Below are 21,100 nucleotides of genomic sequence, written 5' to 3'. Positions count from 1 at the left end.
CATTGTAATGTTATGAATTACGTCAGGTTATTGTCCAACCGGTACTTCTCGCTCTGCCGTCATTGGATAGAGCTGGTATTTGCGTGACAGCATTTGTCCACCATCACGCGTCAATGGTGTCCACGAAACCACCGCGCGGTTGCGGTTAGGTCCAATGGTCATCAAGTCGAACGGAATCGAGATATAAAAACCTTTACTAAAGCCGCCTTCGCCGTAGTCATCTTTAGATACGTTACTGATTGCCGCCCATACCCCTACCGCCACGCCGCTGTCAAAGCGCTTGGCGACGTCGATCGTTGCGCCTTTATCTTTTGCCAGATATTGCCCAACGCTAAGTTTCATCAGTACGCCATTGAGCGTCGGCGGGTTCCAGTAAGCCGTCACGAAACCTGTGGGTGTGGAATAATCGGTGAAGCGCATCATGTTGTCCCAGTCACGCTGCTTCACGTAGTTAACGTCCACACCCAGCGCCCAGCTGGCATCTAGCGGGCGATAAAGCAGCTCGGAACCGACACCTGCGTACATCGTTTCCAGATAACCGCCATACACCTGGCCATAGAAACCATTGCCTAAGTCGGCAAAGTAGTTCGCCTGCAAGTTGTTGAGATAAACGTCATTGCGAACGTAATCACGGATATGCGTGCGCACGCGGGGCAGGGTAGAGTCCGCGGGTAATAGCGAAGACTTAAACTTGTCGTAGTTATTGTAAATATTGGTGAAAATACCGCCATCAAGCAGCAGGTGGTCAGTAAACCAGTAGCGGGCGCTGGACATCAGCCCCAACTGGAACATATAGAAATCTTCCGGGCCGCCCAGCGACTGTGAAAGTGTTGGGTTGAAAGAGTAGCTAAAGCGATCTTCACGAATACGGTAGCCCCGACCAAAGGCAGAAAGATCTTCAGCTTCAACACGTTGTTGTTGCAGTGGCTCTGATTGACCAGGCGCTGTACCGGCCAGCTGTTTGCGCAGGCTGGCTACGTCGGTTTCGGTAGTCACCATCGCCATATGCTCGCGCTTTTGCGTCACGCTAATCTTCTCAACGCCTTGCGGCAGGTTATTCACCAGAATCCGGTTGGCACGATCGACCGCTTCGCGAGAGTCACGGTATTTGTATTGTTGACCAGACATATACAGCGTCTTATCGCGCAGCTGAATTTCCGGTGCTTCAAAACCTGCGTTGTACTTCAGCGCGGTAAGTTGGTTCGCTACTGTGGTGTACTGCAATCCTTCAGATTCCGGCGCAGGTTGATATGCCGGTTTTGGCGTATCGCGCAGGGCAGGGCGCAGATCGTTGAAATTGGTCCGTAACGTGAAGCCAAACATCAACGTGTTACCGCGTTCATAACTCAGGTTGAGATCTGCCCAGCTGGCAGCGCGATAAACTGCGCCGACGTTGAAATGGCTTGCCTGAGGCAGTTTGCCAGCGAAATCATTCTGGTAATTGTTGCCGTCGTATTCGAGTTTCAGACGCAGGGGATTCCACGGCGTTTGATACTCAATACCGCCAAAAATAGAGGCTGGACCACGAAAGATATCGCTAAAGCTGATATCTCCCGCATCGTGAGACTCTGCGCGATGGCAATATTTATCGCTTACCCGACAAAACGGGTTGGTAATATTGCCCGCATTACCGGCGTAGCCCCAGGCCATCCCGAAGGTGAAATCGAACGGGCCCGCTTGCTTGCTGGCCACCAGATACTCACCGTCAAACAGACCCGTACCAGCAATATCACGTTTACCAAATGCCACTTGCGGTAGCCAGTAACCTTCTTCCCACAGGCGAAGTTTAAAATCGAAAGATTTGTCTTTGTATGACTGATCGCCGCTGAAATCTTCCCACTGGCTATATTTGCGTGTGCGCACATCCGTATAACGAATGGTGCCTTCCAGCCATGGGAACAGCGCCACGGAGGTGGAGTAGAAACGGTATTGATCGTTATCCCGGTAGTTGACGCTGAATTCACCTTCCGGTGCGATGCGCGCATTTGGCATCTGCAACAATCCTGTGCCGCCAAAGTCTGATTGCGACGAACCCAGCGGATCCGGGTAGGTTAATACTTCAGCATGACAGGCACTGGAGACGGCAATGGCCAGGCAGCTTAAAAGATAAGAGTTCTTCTTCATCAGTCAGGAACACGTTGCGTTAAAACAGACACAATCTGGTCATTTAAATCAGCATATTTTTCGGGCAGTACATGCGCAGAAAAGCCCAACCAAAGCTGGCTGCCAGGCGGTGGTTCCACATGTCTTTTATTCCACAGGGCAACAGGGGCGACGACAGTCTCACCCTCAGGCGTAATCACCATAACGTTATTCTTGTCCGCGCCTGCAAGGCGGGGGTGATCTTGCAGATAATCGGTAACGCTACGGCCTGCCTGCCAGGGCAATTGCCCAGCCCCAGAAACCGCACCCAGCAGAGTAATAGTCCCCGGACGCTGTACGGTATAGAGCGTATAGTTCCCGACCAGCGGGGGATTGCTGTTCTCATCCACTCGTACAAAATCAGGGTCCAGTTTGACCGGTAAGCGACCAGTGATATTGAGATTGAGTAACTGCTGGCGCACGGATTTAATCGTTGCCGCCACATCGTCGTCAGCTTCTGCTTCCCAGGAAGCAAGCTGTGCCATGACATGTTGGTAGTCTTTAAGCGCTTTAGCTTTCGCCGCAGAGTCGGTCAGCAAGGCACCAGGCCACCAGAGGCGATCGCGCAGTTGCGGTTGTGTCACCAACTGGACAACATTTTCCACGGGGCCAACGGAAAGTGTCTGTTGTTCGCCAGGCAGATAAATAGTCACCGTTCCTTGCGCAAAGGCATGGGGTGTCATTACGTAAAGTACGCTGGCAATGAAATACGACTGTAATTTATTCATGGTGCGGGTTTAAGAAACGTCATTTCTACGGGAATAACCCCTGCGCCTAACATTTGCCGACTTTGACGAACCTGGCCAGTAGCCGAATCGACCCAGAATGTGTTTTGCCACTGTTTTTCTGGCAGCGTGGAAGTCACCTCTTCCTGCCAGACATTACACAGCACATTGCGACCCGCAATATTCAGCGTCTCTAATCCAGCAAAGGAAAAAGTGGAACTCAGGGTCGCAGAGCGAAAATGGTTGTCTTCACTCCAGAGAATATCGCGCGTCCAGCGGCTGCCGTCTTTTATTGCCAGCGCGTTACGCAGAGGGTCCTGCCCGGAATTTGTTACTTCCAGCAGATTATTATTAAGTTTGACGGTTTTTAAAAGACGTCCATTGTGGGTAACCAGCATGGCGTTATCCTGGGATAACCATTTGCTTTGTTCTTGTTCTATATATCCCAGTACCACAAAGATTCGTTGCCCTTCATTAAGGCGTAAATACATCGTGGAATAAGGCAACGCCTGGATCTGCTGATCCGCTACGGTGATATCCTGATTATCGAAAAGGCTGGCGCGAAATGTATCGACCATACTCTGCTGGCTGTGTGTACATCCCGCAAGAAATAGTGCGAAAATCGATAAAATAAGAGGGCGCACCTTTAATCCTTGAAAGGTTAATTAAAAAAATGCAAATCTCTAAAGCCCGGTACGAATATCGCAACCGGGTATCATTTAACTTTAATTTTGACGCGTTAAAGCAGTATTAGCGCGTAGTGGACGTGGTGGTTGAGGTGTTATGAGAACCGCCATCGCCACTGTCATTTGCTGCAACTACTGCCAACGTCGCCACACCAACAGCCGTTGCCACACCGACAACCGTCGCCGTGCCGACAGCGCCAGCAGCCACGCCACCAGTGGTAGCAGCAGTCGTGGTTGCACCTGTAGTGGTCGTTGTGGTGCCAGTAGTACCCGTCGTTGCCTCGGTCCCGTTTGCTGCTTCAGGGGCAGCAAATGCAGCTGGCGTCGTCAACATGAAGGCCATAAGGATTGCAGAAAGCTTGTGTTTCATAACTTTTCCTTTATTCATCGCATGGACAATACGTACGCTTGAGATCAGGATTATCTACTTTGAGTATAACATCCTTGTGAAATCTCCCTTTCCTCATACCGCCAGCACTATATACTGCGGGAGGGAAAGGCGCGCAGAGGGAAATATAAGATTGTTAACTATTCCCCTCTGGAAATACGACTTGTGAGCATAAGATAAATCTTAGCAAAATACAAATTAAAGATAAGAAAATTGTTAAGAAAGCTATTAACTATTGTTGGTAATATAGTTTCAAGTGGTACTATAACTGGCTGTTAAGTGGCATTTATAACTATTAGGTGCAGAGATATTCGCTTAAATGGATTTGTTGCCCGGTGAAAAAGTAACTTGTGTTATAATTTATGGTGTTGACTATTGAGCTATTCCAATAAAACCAGCCAACTTTAAACAAGCAACTCATATTAAGAGAGATAAACATTTGCCGCTGTTGGTCCTCGCAGGCCATTTACGCGGCAAAATTCCACGCGTAATCCTGGTATAAGCACTTCTGCGTCGCGGGGAGTGAATGCGGAAATATGGACCTGGACTTCTTTACGACCGTCGGAGGGGATAATGAATCCTTTGCCGCTTTTGCGATCAAAGGTTTTGACAATTCCTGTCATTTTACGGGACAAACAAATTCCTTACTGAAAATACTGCGCTGCACTATACGGGGTTAATAAAATAAAGCCAGCGATATTTAAGACCGCCGGACGGCTAAAATAAAATTTGCTTAATCTCAATTATCATGCGTTAATAGCTGCGTCGGTTTGAAAGACAGACAGCATACAAAGTAGTTTACTAAAGCAGTTCTCATTATCAGGCATTATCCCCTTCTTTTGAGTCTCTCTCCTGAACACTAAGTAGTTTCTGTATTAAAGCCCTGTTTGCCGAAAGGCCCAAAATGAAGGAAGTAAAATATGTCTAATAAAATGACTGGTTTAGTAAAATGGTTTAACGCAGATAAAGGTTTTGGCTTTATCACTCCTGATGATGGCAGCAAAGACGTTTTCGTCCATTTCACCGCCATCCAGAGCAATGAATTCCGCACGCTGAACGAAAATCAGAAAGTTGAATTTTCTATTGAGCAGGGGCAACGTGGTCCCGCGGCAGCGAACGTTGTTACGCTCTAAGGTTGCCGTTATTACTCAACATCTCCATTTCCGCTGTCCATGTTGTCATGGTTCACAGTACCGCACATCGGCATTCGATGTGACGGAGCGAAATCCTTTAGGGGCAAAGTGTATTTTTTGTAAATCGACGATGATCACCTTTGATAACGTCGCGCTGCAAATACGCACTGAGCATGCGCCGCTGGATTTCACAAAATAATATCAGGCTCCCTCGTGGAGCCTTTTTTATATCTGCCTTATTTTTCTTCAACGCTGTATGTATAGTAAGCGATAACCTGTTGATTATTGAATCTTTCGGGGAGATGGCTTATAACATTTCTTACCTGACCAGGGTACCGGGAACCAACACCTTACTGGCGTGTTGCTGTCTTTTAAGACCAGAAGAGGTTAACAGTGAATATTGAAGAGTTAAAAAAACAAGCCGAAACGGAAATCGCCGACTTTATCGCGCAAAAAATCGCCGAGTTGAACAAGAATACAGGGAAAGAAGTCTCTGAAATTCGCTTCACCGCACGAGAAAAAATGACCGGGCTTGAAAGTTATGATGTCAAAATCAAAATAATGTGATTTTGTGAACATCACCCGTGCGAGGTGATGTTCCGCTTGTTGCTAATTTAGTGGCCAATCATTGGCGCTTGTGGAATTAAGCGTCGGTACAATTCCTCCGGCACCGGGCTTTGCCATACTCCCGCATACATTGCGTAACCAATCACCGCAAACATAATCCCCAGAATCAGTAGCATCATTAACCAGCCAGACAACGCAAAGGCTTTTTTATTTGCCGCAGGTTTTTGCAGTGAAAAGGTCAATGTTGAGGCTACCGGACATGACTCTACGCAAGTCATACAGCCGGTACATTCCACTGTTCGTACCTGAATTAATTTATCGACCGGGATCCGTGATGGGCAATTTTTTGCGCATTTGCCACAGTCGATACAACTTTCGGCATTGCGACGAATCTTAAACGGCGATAATAGCGAAACCACGCCCATCAGCGCGCCATATGGGCAAAGATAACGACACCAGGCATGGCGAATAAATAGGCTGGCAATCAGCAAAACGGTCACGCTGATTAATGTCGCGGTCCCCATATGACGAAAGAAATCGAGCATTTTAACGTCCATCACCACGCTGTAGGGCGACAACATAAAATAGTGAATCGCCTGAGCGGGCATCAATAACGCAATATAGAGAAAAAAACTCAACAGCAAATACTTCACGCCGCGCAGAGGAATATCCAGCCAGCGGGGAAGGACACATTGCCGACCAAACAGTTTGTTACCGAGATCGCCGATTAATTCAGAAAGCGTACCAACCGGGCATAACCATGAACAAAAGGCCTTTTTTAGTAATAGACTGATGACGATAAAAGCGACCAATAACAGCATCGCGGCGGCGTGGACGGACGGTAACTGGCCTGTTGCAAGGCTATATTTCAGATTCATCAGACCGGCAATCGGTAGCCAGCCTTCGATGCCCCCGGGCCTGGCGACAAATGTCGTACTACCTGCCGTTTCGTAATAGCGCACCCAATACCAGAACGTGATGGCAATATAAATATTAATTGCCAACAGTAATAATTGCGTCGCTTTACGCCAGGTCGTGGCATTGCGCCAGTCATTCCACGGTAATTTGCCGCCCGTCGTGCCTGGCCGCCGCTGCCAGCGGGTTCTTTTTTTCTCTGCCATGATTTTGCCAGTCCGTTAAGTTGCATACCAAATGCCACTATTCTAGTTATTCTTAACTGGCTGATATTGATTCAAATCGCGTTCAGGTCTTTCTTATGCAACCATGCTTCCAGAGCGGCAACACTGCGTGTAATTTCTTCGTGTGGAAGGGGGGCAGATAATGGCTGCTGCTCCAGTTGTGCGCATAGCTGGCTGGCGCTACGCATTCCCAGGCTCGAGCAACTGCTTTTTAGCTGATGTGCGGCACGCTTTATTTTCTCGCTATCCTGACTGGAGCGGGCGATGTCGATGTCATCGAGAAGCGGCAGGGCATGTTGTTTAAATAATGCCAGCCATTCGTGGATCTTCTCCGTCCCCATCAACTGAGCATCTTCATTGAGTTGCGATACATCCAGCGGTTGATCGTTATTGACTTGCAGTTGGAGATAGTGCGCCAGTAACTGACCGAGCACTTCACGCGGCACCGGTTTAGGGATAATCCCGCGAAATAGCGAACTGGTACGCTGGCGCAACGTTTCGTCGATGACATGGGCGCTAAAGCCAATCAAAACCAGCGACGGATATTGCTGTACCAGTTGTCGGGCAAGGGTAATACCGTCGATATCCGGCAGATCAAAATCCACCAGTGCGGCAGCAAACGGTTCGCTATTTTGCAACGTCTCTATCGCGTGCGCGGCATTGCCAACAGCAACGACCTGCGCCCCACTGTTGTTCAGCATCTCAACGGTAATTCGCTGGGTTAGCGGGTTATCTTCAATTAACAGCAAACGTAAACCGTCCAGATGCACCGCCTGATTGACTGTTTTTGGCACGGGAGCAGTGGCAACACGTAACGGCAAGCGTAAACAAAAACAGCTTCCAACCTCCGGCGTGCTGGTGGCGCTCAGTTCGCCGCCCATCGCCTGGGCCAGACGGCTACTGATGGTCAGCCCCAGCCCGGTGCCGCCGCGTTTGCCGCTAACCTGAACAAATGGCTGGAAGATTTCAGCCAGTTTCGTGGGATCAATACCGCAGCCGCTGTCTTCCACTTCGACCAGCCACAGCTCGCCATCAGTGCGACTACGCAGGATAATGTGCCCTTCGTCGGTGAAACGCAGAGCGTTGCTCAACAGGTTGGTAATGACCTGACGAATACGCCGCGGATCGCCCATTAACGCAGTCGGTACATCGTCGGCAATTGCTGTTGCCAGGTGAATCGGGCGACCTTTCACCCGTCCGCTCATTAATTGCAGGGTACTTTCCAGCAGCGGGCGCGGTTCAAAGGGTTCATCGCTGACTGAAACATTCTTGCCACCTGCTTCGATAGCCGAATAATCGAGAATATCGTTGAGGATGTTCAGCAACGATTCACCAGAGTCAGTAATTGCGCGCAAATCATCGCGCTGGGCGTTAAGTGTGGGGTTATCTGCCAGCAGCTGTGCGGTGCCGAGAATACCGTACAGCGGTGTGCGGATCTCATGACTCATCGCCGCCAGAAACGCCGATTTTGCCTGGCTGGCTTTTTCTGCTTCCGCCCGTGCCTGTCGGTGTTCTATTACCAGTTCCTGCAATTCAGCTGTACGCGCTTTGACCTGCGCCGCCAGCTGTTCGCGGTGGCGATTCAGTGCATGAACACTGCTGCGAAACGCATCCATCAGCCGCCCGATGGTGTCCAGCTCCCGTACGCCAGCGGTTTCCGGGAAAGGGGAGTCGATATCACCGTCCAGCAGCCGTTGCAGCGCCTGCGTTTGTTCGGCAAGTGGACGCGTGACTGAGCGATAAACCACGCGCCAGAGGATCAGAATCAGTGCGCAAAGTGAAACCATCCCCAGCAATAACAGGCTGTATTGCCCGCGTGCACTGGCTTTTTCCAGATGCGCCAGTCCGTGCTGATTACGCAGCTCAATGGTGTCGACCAACTGACTGACTTCGCTACTAAACTGCGCGAACTGGGCGATGTTATTTTGGGCGAGAGTTTGCAGGCGATTGCTGATTTCACTGTCCTGCTGATACAGCGCCAGCAAATCGCTATATTGGCTAACGGAAGTTAACGTTGTTGCGACCTGAGCACGAACTCCCGGATCTTCAATGCGTATTTGCCGACGTTGCAGAATTTTCACCGCATTATTGAGCTGCTTTTCCAGCGTTGGCGCATTTTTCTGGATCTGTTCCAGCCCCAGATTCATCACCATTTGCTGCACCCGCAGGGCGCTAAGGCGCAGTTCATTCATCTGGTTAACATACTCAAGATCGATATCAATCAGCCGATCGAGTGCACTTTCTGCGGCCTGACGCTGATGTTGTTCGATCAAATCGTAAATCCCGGCCTGGGTCGCTCCGGCGGAGGTTGCCGCATTATTCGCCTGACCTTGCGCCAGGCGTGCGATTTCATCGGCGGCGGCGACTATCTGCTGACTGAGTTGCTGTTGTTGCTGGCGCAGTTGCAAACGCTGTCCCACCAGTTCCCCTTGCTGACGTAACGAACGGGAGATCTCCTGCTCCTGTAGTTCAATAGCGGTGGTGTCAAAATCTTGTTCCCGTAACGCTTGCAGCAACGCATTAATCTTCAGGCTTTGTGCGGTGAGCATTCGCCCCTGCGCCTGCCACATCTTTTCGTTATCGGCACTGGTCAGGTTCTGCGCGGCGAAAAGTTCCCAGGCGCTGGCTTCGCTCAACTGGCGCGCCATATTCATGGTAGGAATCAATGCCTGAGTGTTGTCTTTTTCCACCTGGCTGATAAAGCGCAGGTTGTACCATCCCACCAGGGTACTGGTCAGGGTTAACAGCGCCATCAGGGCAAAGCCCATCCAGAGTCTTCGGGTCAGGGTTAAATTCACGGTCGGTGCACTTAAGGTGAAAAAGGTTGAGTCGCAAAGCGGAATGCATCTAGCATAAAGCCTTATTATTGATGAGGCTATCATGCGCGTACTGCTATTGTTACTTCTTTCCCTTTTCATGTTGCCTGGTTTTTCGGCTGATAACCTGTTGCGCTGGCATGATGCGCAGCATTTCTCGGTGCAACCCTCTACGCCGCTTAAAGCCAAACGTGCATGGAAACTGTGCGCGCTTTATCCCAGCCTGAAAGATTCATACTGGTTATCGTTGAACTATGGTATGCAGGAGGCTGCTCGCCGCTACGGTGTGGATTTAAAAGTGCTGGAGGCAGGCGGCTACAGCCAGTTGGCTACCCAGCAAGCACAAATCGACCAGTGTAAACAGTGGGGCGCAGAGGCCATTTTGCTCGGTAGTAGCACGACGTCATTTCCCGATCTGCAAAAGCAGGTAGCAAGTCTGCCGGTGATCGAACTGGTAAATGCTATTGATGCTCCCCACGTGAAAAGCCGCGTTGGTGTGCCCTGGTTTCAGATGGGCTATCAACCAGGACGATATCTGGTGCAATGGAGCCACGGTAAACCACTGAACGTGCTGTTGATGCCCGGACCCGATAACGCCGGGGGCAGTAAGGAGATGGTCGAGGGTTTTCGCGCAGCCATTGCCGGAAGCCCGGTACGTATTGTTGATATTGCGCTTGGCGATAACGATATTGAAATCCAGCGTAACCTGTTGCAGGAGATGCTGGAGCGCCATCCAGAAATCGACGTCGTTGCCGGAACGGCCATTGCGGCAGAGGCGGCAATGGGGGAAGGGCGTAACCTGAAAACACCGCTTACCGTGGTGTCGTTATATCTTTCACATCAGGTGTATCGCGGGCTGAAGCGGGGAAGAGTGATTATGGCTGCCAGCGATCAGATGGTCTGGCAGGGGGAACTGGCGGTTGAGCAGGCCATCAGGCAATTACAGGGGCAATCGGTGTCTGATAATGTCAGCCCACCGATTTTAGTTCTGACGCCGAAAAATGCCGACCGTGAACATATCCGCCGCTCGCTGTCGCCAGGGGGATTTCGTCCGGTCTATTTTTATCAGCACACATCAGCGGCTAAGAAATAACCTTCGCCATGTTGTGTCACCAGTAAATCCGCGCTGAGTTTATGGCGTAAACGACGAATTAACACATCGACGGTGCGCAGGTCAGGGTTTTCCACCCGACGCGCAGAAAGCATACGCAGCAGACGTTCACGGCTAAGAATTTCGCCCGGATTCGTCACAAATGCCACCAACATTTCATACTCTGCGCGGGTCAGTTTAATCGGTTCGCCATCCCGCTCCAGCGTATGGCGCGACACATTCAGGCAATAACCCGCAAAGCGATAGCAGTTGTCCTGAGTGTGCGGTTGCGCCTGCCGCGCGAGGTCGATTCGCCAGAGCAGATTTTTCACTCGTACCACCAGTTCGCGTAGTTCCAGCGGTTTGGTGACGTAATCGTCTGCGCCCATTTCCAGCCCAACAATACGGTCAATCCGATCGCTGCGTCCCGTAACCAGAATAATCCCCACCGTTGAGCGTTCTCGCAGGGCGCGGGTTAACATCAGGCCATTTTCATCGGGCAAATTGATATCCAGCAGAATTAAATCCACCGGCTGATTCTGCATAATTTCCCGCAGCCCGGCACCGCTCGCCGTAACGGAAACGGTATACCCCTCCTGAGTGAAGTAGGATTGTAATCTCGCCTGGGTAACCGGCTCATCTTCAACAATAACAATGTGATGTGGCATCAGAGGGTTTTACTCATTCTGTTCATATCTGTTCATATTCTGCCGTAAGCCGTTCATCCTGACCAGTGCCGCTGTTCATATTTACTCATTAAGATCGCTTCACTAAACCATAATTTTACAGGGGCTATTATGCGGAAACTCTGGAACGCGCTACGCCGACCCAGTGCTCGTTGGTCGGTACTGGCGCTGGTCGCTATTGGGATTGTGATTGGCATTGCGCTGATTGTATTGCCACACGTTGGGATCAAAGTCACCAGCACAACCGAATTTTGTGTCAGTTGCCACAGTATGCAACCGGTGTATGAAGAATATAAACAGTCGGTGCATTTCCAGAACGCCTCTGGCGTGCGAGCTGAATGCCATGACTGTCATATCCCGCCGGATATTCCAGGCATGGTGAAGCGCAAACTGGAAGCGAGCAACGATATCTACCAGACCTTTATTGCCCACTCTATTGATACACCTGAAAAATTCGAAGCCAAACGCGCGGAACTTGCCGAGCGTGAATGGGCGCGAATGAAAGAAAACAACTCGGCAACCTGTCGCTCCTGCCATAACTACGATGCGATGGATCATGCCAAGCAGCATCCTGAAGCGGCACGTCAGATGAAGGTGGCAGCGAAAGATAATCAATCCTGCATCGACTGTCATAAAGGTATTGCCCACCAGTTGCCGGATATGAGTAGCGGCTTCCGTAAGCAGTTCGATGAGCTGCGCGCCAGTGCTAATGACAGTGGCGACACACTGTACTCCATTGATATTAAGCCGATTTATGCGGCGAAAGGCGATAAAGAAGCCTCTGGTTCTCTGCTGCCTGCCTCGGAAGTGAAAGTCCTTAAACGTGACGGCGACTGGCTGCAAATTGAAATTACCGGCTGGACAGAAAGCGCCGGACGTCAGCGTGTACTCACCCAGTTCCCTGGCAAACGCATCTTTGTTGCCTCGATTCGTGGTGATGTGCAGCAGCAGGTGAAAACGCTGGAGAAAACTACCGTTGCCGACACCAATACTGAGTGGAGCAAATTGCAGGCCACTGCGTGGATGAAGAAAGGTGACATGGTGAACGATATCAAACCGATCTGGGCTTATGCGGATTCGTTGTACAACGGCACCTGTAACCAGTGCCACGGCGCACCGGAAATCTCTCACTTTGACGCTAACGGTTGGATCGGCACGCTCAACGGCATGATTGGCTTTACCAGCCTCGATAAACGTGAAGAACGCACCTTGTTGAAATATCTGCAAATGAATGCGTCTGACACCGCAGGTAAGGCTCACGGCGATAAGAAGGAAGAAAAATAAGGAACAATAACGATCTCTTTCAGGCATCACGTCGGCGTTTTCTGGCACAACTCGGCGGCTTAACCGTCGCCGGGATGCTGGGGCCGTCATTGTTAACGCCGCGCCGTGCGACTGCGGCGCAAGCGGCGACTGAGGCTGTCATCTCGAAAGAGGGCATTCTTACCGGGTCGCACTGGGGGGCTATCCGCGCGACGGTGAAGGATGGTCGCTTTGTGGCAGCAAAACCGTTCGAACTGGATAAATATCCGTCGAAAATGATCGCCGGATTGCCGGATCATGTACACAACGCGGCGCGTATTCGTTACCCGATGGTACGCGTGGACTGGCTGCGTAAGCGCCATCTGAGCGACACTTCCCAGCGCGGTGATAACCGTTTTGTGCGCGTGAGCTGGGATGAAGCCCTCGACATGTTCTATGAAGAACTGGAACGCGTACAGAAAACTCACGGGCCGAGTGCCTTGCTGACCGCCAGTGGTTGGCAATCGACGGGGATGTTCCATAACGCTTCGGGGATGCTGGCGAAAGCTATTGCCTTGCATGGTAATAGCGTTGGTACGGGCGGAGATTACTCTACCGGTGCTGCGCAGGTGATCCTGCCGCGCGTAGTCGGTTCGATGGAAGTGTATGAACAGCAAACCTCCTGGCCGCTGGTATTGCAGAACAGCAAAACCATTGTGCTGTGGGGCTCCGATTTGCTGAAAAACCAGCAAGCGAACTGGTGGTGCCCGGATCACGATGTTTATGAATATTACGAGCAGTTGAAAGCGAAAGTCGCCGCCGGTGAAATTGAGGTCATCAGCATCGATCCGGTTGTCACATCCACCCATGAGTATCTGGGGCGCGAGCATGTGAAGCACATTGCGGTTAACCCGCAAACTGACGTGCCGCTGCAACTGGCGCTGGCGCATACGCTGTACAGTGAAAACCTGTACGACAAAAACTTCCTCGCTAACTACTGTGTAGGTTTTGAGCAATTCCTGCCGTATCTGCTGGGTGAGAAAGACGGTCAGCCGAAAGATGCCGCATGGGCTGAAAAACTGACCGGCATTGATGCCGAAACCATTCGTGGGCTGGCGCGGCAGATGGCGGCGAACAGAACGCAGATTATTGCTGGCTGGTGCGTACAGCGTATGCAGCACGGTGAACAGTGGGCGTGGATGATTGTGGTTCTGGCGGCGATGCTGGGGCAAATTGGCCTGCCAGGTGGTGGCTTTGGTTTTGGCTGGCACTATAACGGCGCAGGCACGCCGGGACGTAAAGGCGTTATTCTGAGTGGTTTCTCCGGCTCTACGTCGATTCCGCCTGTTTACGACAACAGTGACTACAAAGGCTACAGCAGTACCATTCCGATTGCCCGTTTTGTCGATGCGATCCTCGAACCGGGGAAAGTGATCAACTGGAACGGTAAATCAGTAAAACTGCCGCCGCTGAAAATGTGTATTTTTGCCGGAACTAACCCGTTCCATCGCCATCAGCAGATTAACCGCATTATCGAAGGCTGGCGCAAGCTGGAAACGGTTATCGCCATAGATAACCAGTGGACCTCAACCTGCCGCTTTGCCGATATCGTGCTGCCTGCGACCACGCAGTTTGAGCGTAACGATCTCGACCAGTATGGCAACCACTCCAACCGTGGCATTATCGCCATGAAACAGGTCGTGCCGCCGCAGTTCGAGGCGCGCAACGACTTTGATATTTTCCGCGAGCTGTGCCGTCGCTTTAATCGCGAAGAAGCCTTTACCGAAGGGCTGGACGAAATGGGCTGGCTGAAACGCATCTGGCAGGAAGGTGTACAACAGGGCAAAGGACGCGGCGTTCATCTGCCAGCGTTTGATGACTTCTGGAATAACAAAGAGTATGTCGAGTTTGACCATCCGCAGATGTTTGTTCGCCACCAGGCATTCCGCGAAGATCCGGATCTCGAACCGCTGGGCACGCCGAGTGGCCTGATTGAGATCTACTCGAAAACCATCGCCGATATGAACTACGACGATTGTCAGGGGCATCCGATGTGGTTTGAGAAAATCGAACGCTCCCACGGTGGGCCTGGCTCGCAGAAGTATCCGTTGCATCTGCAATCTGTGCATCCGGATTTCCGACTTCACTCGCAGTTATGTGAGTCGGAAACTCTGCGTCAGCAATATACGGTAGCGGGTAAAGAGCCAGTGTTCATTAACCCGCAGGATGCCAGCGCGCGCGGTATTCGTCACGGTGATGTGGTACGCGTATTTAACGCTCGCGGTCAGGTGTTAGCAGGAGCAGTAGTTTCTGACCGCTATGCACCCGGCGTGGCGCGAATTCACGAAGGGGCATGGTACGATCCAGATAAAGGCGGCGAGCCTGGTGCGCTGTGCAAATACGGTAACCCCAACGTGTTGACCATCGACATCGGTACTTCGCAGCTGGCGCAGGCGACCAGTGCGCACACTACGCTGGTGGAAATTGAGAAGTACAACGGAACAGTGGAGCAGGTGACGGCGTTTAACGGCCCCGTGGAGATGGTGGCGCAGTGCGAATATGTTCCCGCGTCGCAGGTGAAATCATGACCACGCTGACAGCACAACAGATTGCCTGTGTTTACGCCTGGCTGGCGCAGTTGTTCTCCCGTGAACTGGACGATGAACAACTGACGCAAATCGCCAGTGCGCAGATGGCTGAATGGTTTTCGTTGCTGAAAAGTGAACCGCCGCTCACTGCGGCGGTGAATGAGCTGGAAAACCGTATTGCAGCCCTGACCGTACGTGACGATGCCCGTCTGGAACTGGCCGCTGACTTTTGCGGCCTGTTTCTGATGACCGACAAACAAGCTGCGCTGCCGTATGCATCGGCCTACAAACAGGACGAGCAAGAGATTAAACGCTTGTTAGTTGAGGCAGGGATGGAAACCAGCGGCAATTTCAACGAACCGGCAGATCATCTGGCGATCTATCTCGAGTTATTGAGTCATCTGCATTTTTCGCTGGGAGAGGGGACCGTTCCTGCGCGAAGAATCGACAATTTGCGGCAAAAAACACTGACGGCGCTGCGACAATGGTTACCAGAGTTTGCTGCGCGTTGCCATCAGTACGACAGTTTCGGTTTTTACGCGGCACTAAGCCAGTTATTGCTGTTGTTAGTGGAATGCGACCACCAAAACAGATAACGTCGTTTGTTGGCCTGATAAGACGCGTTTAGCGTCGCATCAGGCATCAGGGCGCAGTTGCCGGATGCGTCATCACATCCGGCAAACACACATCACGGATGAGCTACAAACCGGGAAAGCCGCTGGCGTAGCAGGCGGTTTTCCTGCTTCAGGTGCGCAATATCATCCATTAACGTCAGCGCCACCGCGATCCCCGGCCAGTCCAGAGCCAGTTCATGACGCAGGCGTACTGCGCGTTGCACCACAATGGCGGCATGGTCGTCAAATACCCAGGTTGTTTCCTGGATCTCACGCGGTTCAACCACTCCCAAACCGACAATTTCATTCAACTCCTCTTCAGAGATGCCGGTATGCAGGCAAAATTCGGTAATAGTAAAAGTCACCGTAACATTAGCCATCATGCTTTCCCCCAATCTTTACGTGGATCAAAAGACGACTGGGCGTTTGCCAGTTGTTGCCACAGCGCGGCAGTGTTTTCATCCGGTTTCGGCGGCATCACGATTTTCAGTACCGCATACAGATCGCCGGTCTGTTTTTTGCTCACCAGACCTTTGCCTTTAACGCGCAATCGTTGCCCGGCCTGACTGCCAGGTGGGATAGTCAGCAAAATGCTTTCTTTCAGTGTTGGAACGGTGACTTTAGCACCCAGCGCCGCTTCCCACGGGCTAACCGGCACCACAATTTCCAGATCCTGGCCGACAATATCGAACAGCGGATGTGGCGCAATATGAATCACCAGCCACAAATCGCCATTTGGACCGCCGTTTTCGCCCGGCGTCCCCTGGCCTTTCAGGCGGATGCGTTGACCATTGCCGACGCCCGCCGGGATCTTCACATTCAGCGTTTTCGGGATTTCCTGTTCGATCATGCCAAAGGCGTTATAAACCGGCAGGTTATAGCTGATGGTACGCTTATGCTCAGTAAGCGTTTCTTCGAGGAATACCGCCACTTCGATTTCAATATCGTGGCCGCGTGTGGCGGGGCGTTGACGGCTCTGGCGGGCATGCTGACCGAAAATTGACGAGAAGATATCGTCAAAATCTTCGGCGTTAAAACTCTGACCGTCGCCATGCTGGAACTGACGGCTAAATTGCGGATCGTTGCGATGTTGCCACATCTGATCATACTCAGCGCGACGTTGTTCATCACTTAACACTTCCCAGGCTTCAGCGACCTCTTTGAAGCGGGCTTCGGCATCCGGTTCTTTGCTGACATCAGGATGGTATTTGCGGGCCAGTCGACGATAGGCGGTCTTGATTGTCTTGAGATCGTCCGTCGGTTTCACGCCCATGATGGCGTAATAATCCTTTAATTCCATAGCGTTATCTCGCGTAAATCAACTCAAATTGAAGGAACCCCTGTAAGGTAACTCCTATAAGTGTAGGGTAATCCTCAAAATTTCATATGCCAACACAGAATATGTTATTGAAATCATCGCGGAGAGGAGGTCGCCTCAAGGTGGGGTGTTGAACATATTTTAAACAGGTGAAAAAGGGTGAGCGATTTTTGATAGTTGAAACAGGCACTTTAAGTTTAACTGGGGCGTCATTATTTATTAAATTTTATAGGCGCTATATATGAGTAGTAATATACATGGAATTAGTTGCACTGCAAATAATTATTTGAAAGAAGCATGGAGCAATATAAAAAATGAGCACGAAAAAAATCAAAAATATTCAATCACGCTTTTTGAAAACACACTTGTGTGTTTTATTCAGTTGTATAAAGAAATCAGACGTCAACAAGCTGAAGACTACATTCCATGCCTGGAATGCGATTCACTAGAAAAAGAATTTGAGGAAATACAGAATGATAATGATTTATCATTATTTATGAAAACATTGCGTACTAATGATAAACAAATTTATTCAGGGGTTTCAGGAGGTATTACATATACTATACAATATGTTGAAGATGTTAATATTGTTAGAGTGTCCTTACCGGGCAGAGGGTCAGAGTCTATCACAGATTTTAAAGGTTATTATTGGTATGGCTTTATGGAATATATTGAAAACATTACTGCGTGTGATGATGTTTTTTCTGAGTATTGTTTAGATGATAATGAAAATATGAGTATCCAGCCAGAGCGGATAAATACGCCGGGAATATCTGATTTGGATTCTGGCATTGATTTGTCTGGTATATCTTTTATTCAGAGTGAAACTAACCAGGCATTAGGATTAAAATATGCTCCTGTAGATGGCGATGGATATTGTCTGTTAAGAGCTATACTGGTTTTAAAACAACATGATTATTCATGGGCGCTGGTCAGTTATAAGACGCAAAAGGAAGTTTACGACGAATTCATTAAAATGGTTGATAAAAAAACGATCGAGGTTCTTGTTGATACGGCATTCTATAATCTCAGGGAAGATGTAAAGACGTTATTTGGCGTTGATCTACAATCTGACAACAAAATTCAGGGGCGGGGTAGTTTTTTATCATGGAGTTTTTTGTTTTTTAAAAAAGAATTTATTGATAGTTGCTTGAATGACAAAAAATGCATACTGCATTTACCCGAGTTTATATTTAATGATAACAAGACACACCTTGTTTTAGACACCGACCCAGAGAAGAGGATTAATGAGGTGAAAAATTTCCTCACTGCTCTTTCAGATAGCATTTGCTCATTATTTATTGTTAATAGTAATGTGGCATCAATCTCCTTGGGGAATGAATCCTTTTCAACAGATGAAGATCTTGAGTATGGTTATTTGATGAACACTGGCAATCATTATGATGTTTACCTCCCTCCTGAACTTTTTGCTCAGGCTTACAAGTTAAACAATAAGGAAATGAATGCGCAACTCGACTATTTAAATCGTTATGCAATTTACTGACAAGGGCATGTGCTAAAAACCATTGTTATTAGTCTCACACTTTTTTATTGGTAAATATTGCCTCTGTATTGGTAACGCCGCTGATATTCTGTTTAGCCACAGGTGTAATCATCAGCGGCGTGCATGAGGCAGGGGCTAATCAGGTATAGTTTTGCGTCATAACTTGCCTGTTTTTAAAGATGAAGATACAAAAACAGGCGCTCAACAAGCCATTTTGCGAACCTGTTCCCGGAAAAATGTCATATTTCTGTCACACTCTTTAGGGATTGATAACAAAAGAGGTGCCAGGAATGAACAAAACGCTAATCGCCGCAGCTGTGGCAGGGATAGTTTTACTCGCTTCAAATGCTCAGGCACAAACCGTACCGGAAGGCTATCAACTGCAGCAAGTCCTTATGATGAGCCGCCATAACTTACGTGCGCCGCTGGCCAATAATGGCAGCGTGCTGGAGCAGTCAACGCCGAATAAATGGCCAGAATGGGACGTCCCCGGTGGGCAACTCACCACCAAAGGTGGCGTGCTCGAAGTGTATATGGGCCATTACATGCGTGAATGGCTGGCAGAACAGGGGATGGTGAAATCGGGGGAATGCCCGCCGCCGGACACCGTTTATGCCTATGCCAATAGTCTGCAACGTACCGTTGCGACCGCACAGTTCTTTATTACCGGCGCATTCCCCGGCTGTGATATTCCTGTTCATCATCAGGAAAAAATGGGCACTATGGACCCAACCTTTAACCCGGTGATCACCGATGATTCCGCCGCATTCAGTGAACAGGCGGTGGCGGCAATGGAGAAAGAGCTCAGCAAACTCCAGCTTACCGACAGCTACCAGCTACTGGAAAAAATCGTTAACTATAAAGATTCCCCTGCCTGTAAAGAGAAACAACAGTGTTCGCTGGTGGATGGCAAAAATACCTTTAGCGCGAAGTATCAACAAGAACCAGGTGTTTCCGGGCCGCTGAAAGTCGGCAACTCGCTGGTAGATGCGTTTACTTTGCAATATTACGAAGGTTTTCCGATGGATCAGGTGGCCTGGGGAGAAATCAAATCTGACCAGCAGTGGAAGGTGTTGTCGAAGCTGAAAAACGGTTACCAGGACAGCCTGTTTACCTCACCGGAAGTGGCGCGCAATGTTGCGAAACCGCTGGTCAGTTATATCGACAAAGCCCTGGTCACCGATCGCACCAGCGCACCGAAAATCACGGTGTTAGTTGGGCACGACTCCAACATTGCCTCTCTGTTAACGGCGCTGGATTTCAAACCGTATCAGTTGCATGACCAGAACGAACGCACGCCGATTGGCGGCAAAATCGTTTTCCAGCGTTGGCATGACAACAAAGCCAATCGCGATTTGATGAAAATTGAATATGTGTACCAGAGTGCGGAACAGTTACGTAATGCCGATGCGTTAACCCTGCAGGCACCTGCGCAGCGTGTGACGCTGGAATTAAGCGGTTGCCCGATAGATGCCAACGGTTTCTGCCCGATGGATAAGTTTGATAGCGTGTTGAATGAAGCGGTGAAATAACAGAAAACACCCCCGCGAGAAGCGGGGGAGTCGCTGGTTAAACGTTTTTACGTTCGATGGTCTGTTCGCCCCAAAAAAGCGAATCTTTATCGGTTTTAGCAAAGGCTTTGACTAACACTTCATCGCTACCTTCTTCCCAAATCTTTTCCGCCATTTTTTCGTCGTACCCGGCGACTTCGAAAATGGCCTCGGCTATTTCCGGCGACGTATTGCGCAGAGATGCCCATTCACCGACGTGATGAGCTTTCGCTTCTTGAGTTGGCATGCGTATCCTCCTGTTGAAGATTAGCCGTTAAGTTTAACTGCCAGACCTGCGACATATTCCCCTTGATAACGAGCAATAGACAGTTCTTCCTGGCTTGGCTGGCGTGAGCCGTCACCGCCTGCGATGGTGGTTGCGCCGTACGGCGTACCGCCGCGAACCTGTGAAACGTCAAATAATTCCTGCGCTGCGTAGCCAATGGGGACAATCACCATGCCGTGATGCGCAAGGGTCGTCCAGGTGGATGTGATGGTTTGTTCCTGACCGCCGCCAGTACCGGTGGAACTAAAGACGCTCGCCAGTTTTCCGTATAGTGCGCCGGAAGCCCACAGGCCGCCCGTCTGGTCGAGGAAGGTACGCATTTGACCGGACATGTTGCCAAAGCGGGTAGGTGTACCAAAAATAATGGCGTCGTAATCGGCCAGTTCTTGCGGGGTTGCAACCGGTGCAGTTTGCGTTTTACCGCCTGCTTTTTCAAATAATTGCGGCGGCATGGTTTCCGGTACACGCTTAACGACAACTTCTGCGCCATCCACTTTGCTTGCACCCTCAGCGACTGCGCGTGCCATCGTTTCAATATGTCCGTACATGGAATAATAAAGCACTAGTATTCTTGCCTTAACACTCATATCATTGTTCTCCTGTTCAATGAACCACTTAGATAAGCA

At 50.1% G+C, this 21,100-nt stretch carries 22 protein-coding genes; 10 read left to right on the top strand and 12 right to left on the bottom strand.

The annotated features are described in order from the left end of the window. Positions 1-27: 27 nt before the first annotated feature. The 5 genes from ACK8NJ_RS14980 to cspH form a co-directional block, all read right to left on the bottom strand. Complete coding sequence (locus tag ACK8NJ_RS14980; RefSeq protein ID WP_411961759.1) at positions 28-2,124, bottom strand: YjbH domain-containing protein; 2,097 nt, start codon at positions 2,122-2,124, stop codon at positions 28-30. Continuing rightward, on the bottom strand, positions 2,124-2,870 hold the full coding sequence (locus ACK8NJ_RS14975) for a capsule biosynthesis GfcC D2 domain-containing protein (protein ID WP_411961758.1): 747 nt from the start codon (positions 2,868-2,870) through the stop codon (positions 2,124-2,126). The genes ACK8NJ_RS14980 and ACK8NJ_RS14975 overlap by 1 nt, the downstream gene beginning before the upstream one ends. Further along, positions 2,867-3,511 (bottom strand): lipoprotein GfcB, encoded by a 645-nt coding sequence (gene gfcB / locus ACK8NJ_RS14970; RefSeq protein ID WP_001247609.1) that lies wholly within the window; start codon positions 3,509-3,511, stop codon positions 2,867-2,869. The genes ACK8NJ_RS14975 and gfcB overlap by 4 nt, the downstream gene beginning before the upstream one ends. A 106-nt stretch (positions 3,512-3,617) precedes the next feature. Further along, the gene (locus ACK8NJ_RS14965) at positions 3,618-3,923 is read right to left on the bottom strand and encodes a threonine-rich inner membrane protein GfcA (protein ID WP_001299283.1); all 306 of its coding nucleotides are present in this window, start codon (positions 3,921-3,923) and stop codon (positions 3,618-3,620) included. A 440-nt stretch (positions 3,924-4,363) separates the two neighbouring features. After that, positions 4,364-4,576, bottom strand: a complete 213-nt coding sequence (gene cspH / locus ACK8NJ_RS14960; RefSeq protein ID WP_000087763.1) for a cold shock-like protein CspH — start codon at positions 4,574-4,576, stop codon at positions 4,364-4,366. Positions 4,577-4,861: 285 nt separating this feature from the next. On the opposite strand from cspH, the gene cspG reads away from it, so the two are divergent. From cspG to ACK8NJ_RS14940, 4 genes are read left to right on the top strand one after another with little or no spacing between them, the layout of a single operon-like run. After that, positions 4,862-5,074, top strand: coding sequence for a cold shock protein CspG (gene cspG, locus ACK8NJ_RS14955; protein WP_000066490.1), 213 nt, complete (start codon positions 4,862-4,864; stop codon positions 5,072-5,074). 10 nt (positions 5,075-5,084) lie between these two features. Beyond that, positions 5,085-5,273: a cold-shock protein gene (locus tag ACK8NJ_RS14950; protein WP_071528143.1), complete on the top strand. Its 189-nt coding sequence runs from the start codon at positions 5,085-5,087 to the stop codon at positions 5,271-5,273. Continuing rightward, complete coding sequence (ymcE, locus tag ACK8NJ_RS14945) at positions 5,248-5,478, top strand: protein YmcE (protein WP_001309400.1); 231 nt, start codon at positions 5,248-5,250, stop codon at positions 5,476-5,478. Before ACK8NJ_RS14950 ends, ymcE begins: the two co-directional genes overlap by 26 nt. Next, positions 5,468-5,641, top strand: coding sequence for a GnsA/GnsB family addiction module toxin (locus ACK8NJ_RS14940; RefSeq protein ID WP_001019197.1), 174 nt, complete (start codon positions 5,468-5,470; stop codon positions 5,639-5,641). The genes ymcE and ACK8NJ_RS14940 overlap by 11 nt, the downstream gene beginning before the upstream one ends. A gap of 47 nt (positions 5,642-5,688) precedes the next feature. On the opposite strand, the gene ACK8NJ_RS14935 is transcribed toward ACK8NJ_RS14940, so the two are convergent. Then, entirely contained in the window at positions 5,689-6,762 is a 1,074-nt protein-coding gene (locus tag ACK8NJ_RS14935) for a 4Fe-4S binding protein (protein ID WP_001558937.1), read from the bottom strand. A gap of 71 nt (positions 6,763-6,833) precedes the next feature. Beyond that, positions 6,834-9,578: a TMAO reductase system sensor histidine kinase/response regulator TorS gene (torS, locus tag ACK8NJ_RS14930; RefSeq protein WP_411961757.1), complete on the bottom strand. Its 2,745-nt coding sequence runs from the start codon at positions 9,576-9,578 to the stop codon at positions 6,834-6,836. Positions 9,579-9,660: 82 nt separating this feature from the next. On the opposite strand from torS, the gene torT reads away from it, so the two are divergent. Next, complete coding sequence (gene torT, locus ACK8NJ_RS14925; RefSeq protein ID WP_411961756.1) at positions 9,661-10,689, top strand: TMAO reductase system periplasmic protein TorT; 1,029 nt, start codon at positions 9,661-9,663, stop codon at positions 10,687-10,689. Here torT and torR read toward each other — a convergent pair. Then, positions 10,662-11,354 carry a two-component system response regulator TorR gene (torR, locus tag ACK8NJ_RS14920; protein ID WP_001120112.1) on the bottom strand — a complete coding sequence of 231 codons (693 nt, stop codon included), beginning with the start codon at positions 11,352-11,354 and terminating at the stop codon, positions 10,662-10,664. The two genes, torT and torR, sit on opposite strands and share 28 nt — an antisense overlap. Before the next feature lie 129 nt (positions 11,355-11,483). Here torR and torC point away from each other — a divergent pair, with 129 nt between their 5' ends. Genes torC through torD form a run of 3 tightly spaced genes read left to right on the top strand, consistent with a single transcriptional unit; the run spans position 11,484 to position 15,798 of the window. Then, a complete protein-coding gene (torC, locus tag ACK8NJ_RS14915) occupies positions 11,484-12,656 on the top strand; it encodes a pentaheme c-type cytochrome TorC (RefSeq protein ID WP_001230244.1) in 1,173 nt (390 codons plus the stop codon). Further along, a complete protein-coding gene (gene torA / locus ACK8NJ_RS14910) occupies positions 12,653-15,202 on the top strand; it encodes a trimethylamine-N-oxide reductase TorA (protein ID WP_411962539.1) in 2,550 nt (849 codons plus the stop codon). Before torC ends, torA begins: the two co-directional genes overlap by 4 nt. Continuing rightward, on the top strand, positions 15,199-15,798 hold the full coding sequence (gene torD, locus ACK8NJ_RS14905) for a molecular chaperone TorD (RefSeq protein ID WP_411961755.1): 600 nt from the start codon (positions 15,199-15,201) through the stop codon (positions 15,796-15,798). Before torA ends, torD begins: the two co-directional genes overlap by 4 nt. A gap of 92 nt (positions 15,799-15,890) precedes the next feature. Here torD and cbpM read toward each other — a convergent pair whose 3' ends face one another. Then, positions 15,891-16,196: a chaperone modulator CbpM gene (cbpM, locus tag ACK8NJ_RS14900; RefSeq protein ID WP_000024560.1), complete on the bottom strand. Its 306-nt coding sequence runs from the start codon at positions 16,194-16,196 to the stop codon at positions 15,891-15,893. Next, entirely contained in the window at positions 16,196-17,116 is a 921-nt protein-coding gene (cbpA, locus tag ACK8NJ_RS14895) for a curved DNA-binding protein (protein ID WP_411961754.1), read from the bottom strand. Before cbpA ends, cbpM begins: the two co-directional genes overlap by 1 nt. 259 nt (positions 17,117-17,375) lie before the next feature. On the opposite strand from cbpA, the gene ACK8NJ_RS14890 reads away from it, so the two are divergent. Beyond that, the gene (locus ACK8NJ_RS14890; RefSeq protein ID WP_411961753.1) at positions 17,376-18,638 is read left to right on the top strand and encodes a YccE family protein; all 1,263 of its coding nucleotides are present in this window, start codon (positions 17,376-17,378) and stop codon (positions 18,636-18,638) included. 290 nt (positions 18,639-18,928) lie between these two features. Next, positions 18,929-20,170 carry a bifunctional glucose-1-phosphatase/inositol phosphatase gene (gene agp, locus ACK8NJ_RS14885; protein ID WP_085458651.1) on the top strand — a complete coding sequence of 414 codons (1,242 nt, stop codon included), beginning with the start codon at positions 18,929-18,931 and terminating at the stop codon, positions 20,168-20,170. 37 nt (positions 20,171-20,207) lie between these two features. Here the strand turns inward: agp and ACK8NJ_RS14880 are convergent, their stop codons facing one another. Together ACK8NJ_RS14880 and wrbA are read right to left on the bottom strand one after the other, a co-directional pair. Then, entirely contained in the window at positions 20,208-20,435 is a 228-nt protein-coding gene (locus ACK8NJ_RS14880) for a YccJ family protein (protein ID WP_001143120.1), read from the bottom strand. A gap of 20 nt (positions 20,436-20,455) precedes the next feature. Then, positions 20,456-21,061 (bottom strand): NAD(P)H:quinone oxidoreductase, encoded by a 606-nt coding sequence (gene wrbA / locus ACK8NJ_RS14875; RefSeq protein WP_000111568.1) that lies wholly within the window; start codon positions 21,059-21,061, stop codon positions 20,456-20,458. Between the last annotated feature and the right edge of the window lie 39 nt (positions 21,062-21,100).

Origin of the sequence: Escherichia sp. F1 (assembly GCF_046764225.1) — a bacterium.
GTDB lineage: Bacteria > Pseudomonadota > Gammaproteobacteria > Enterobacterales > Enterobacteriaceae > Escherichia > Escherichia coli.
The sequence above is the reverse complement of the archived record's forward strand: the minus strand, read 5'-3'. Positions and strand labels throughout refer to the sequence as shown.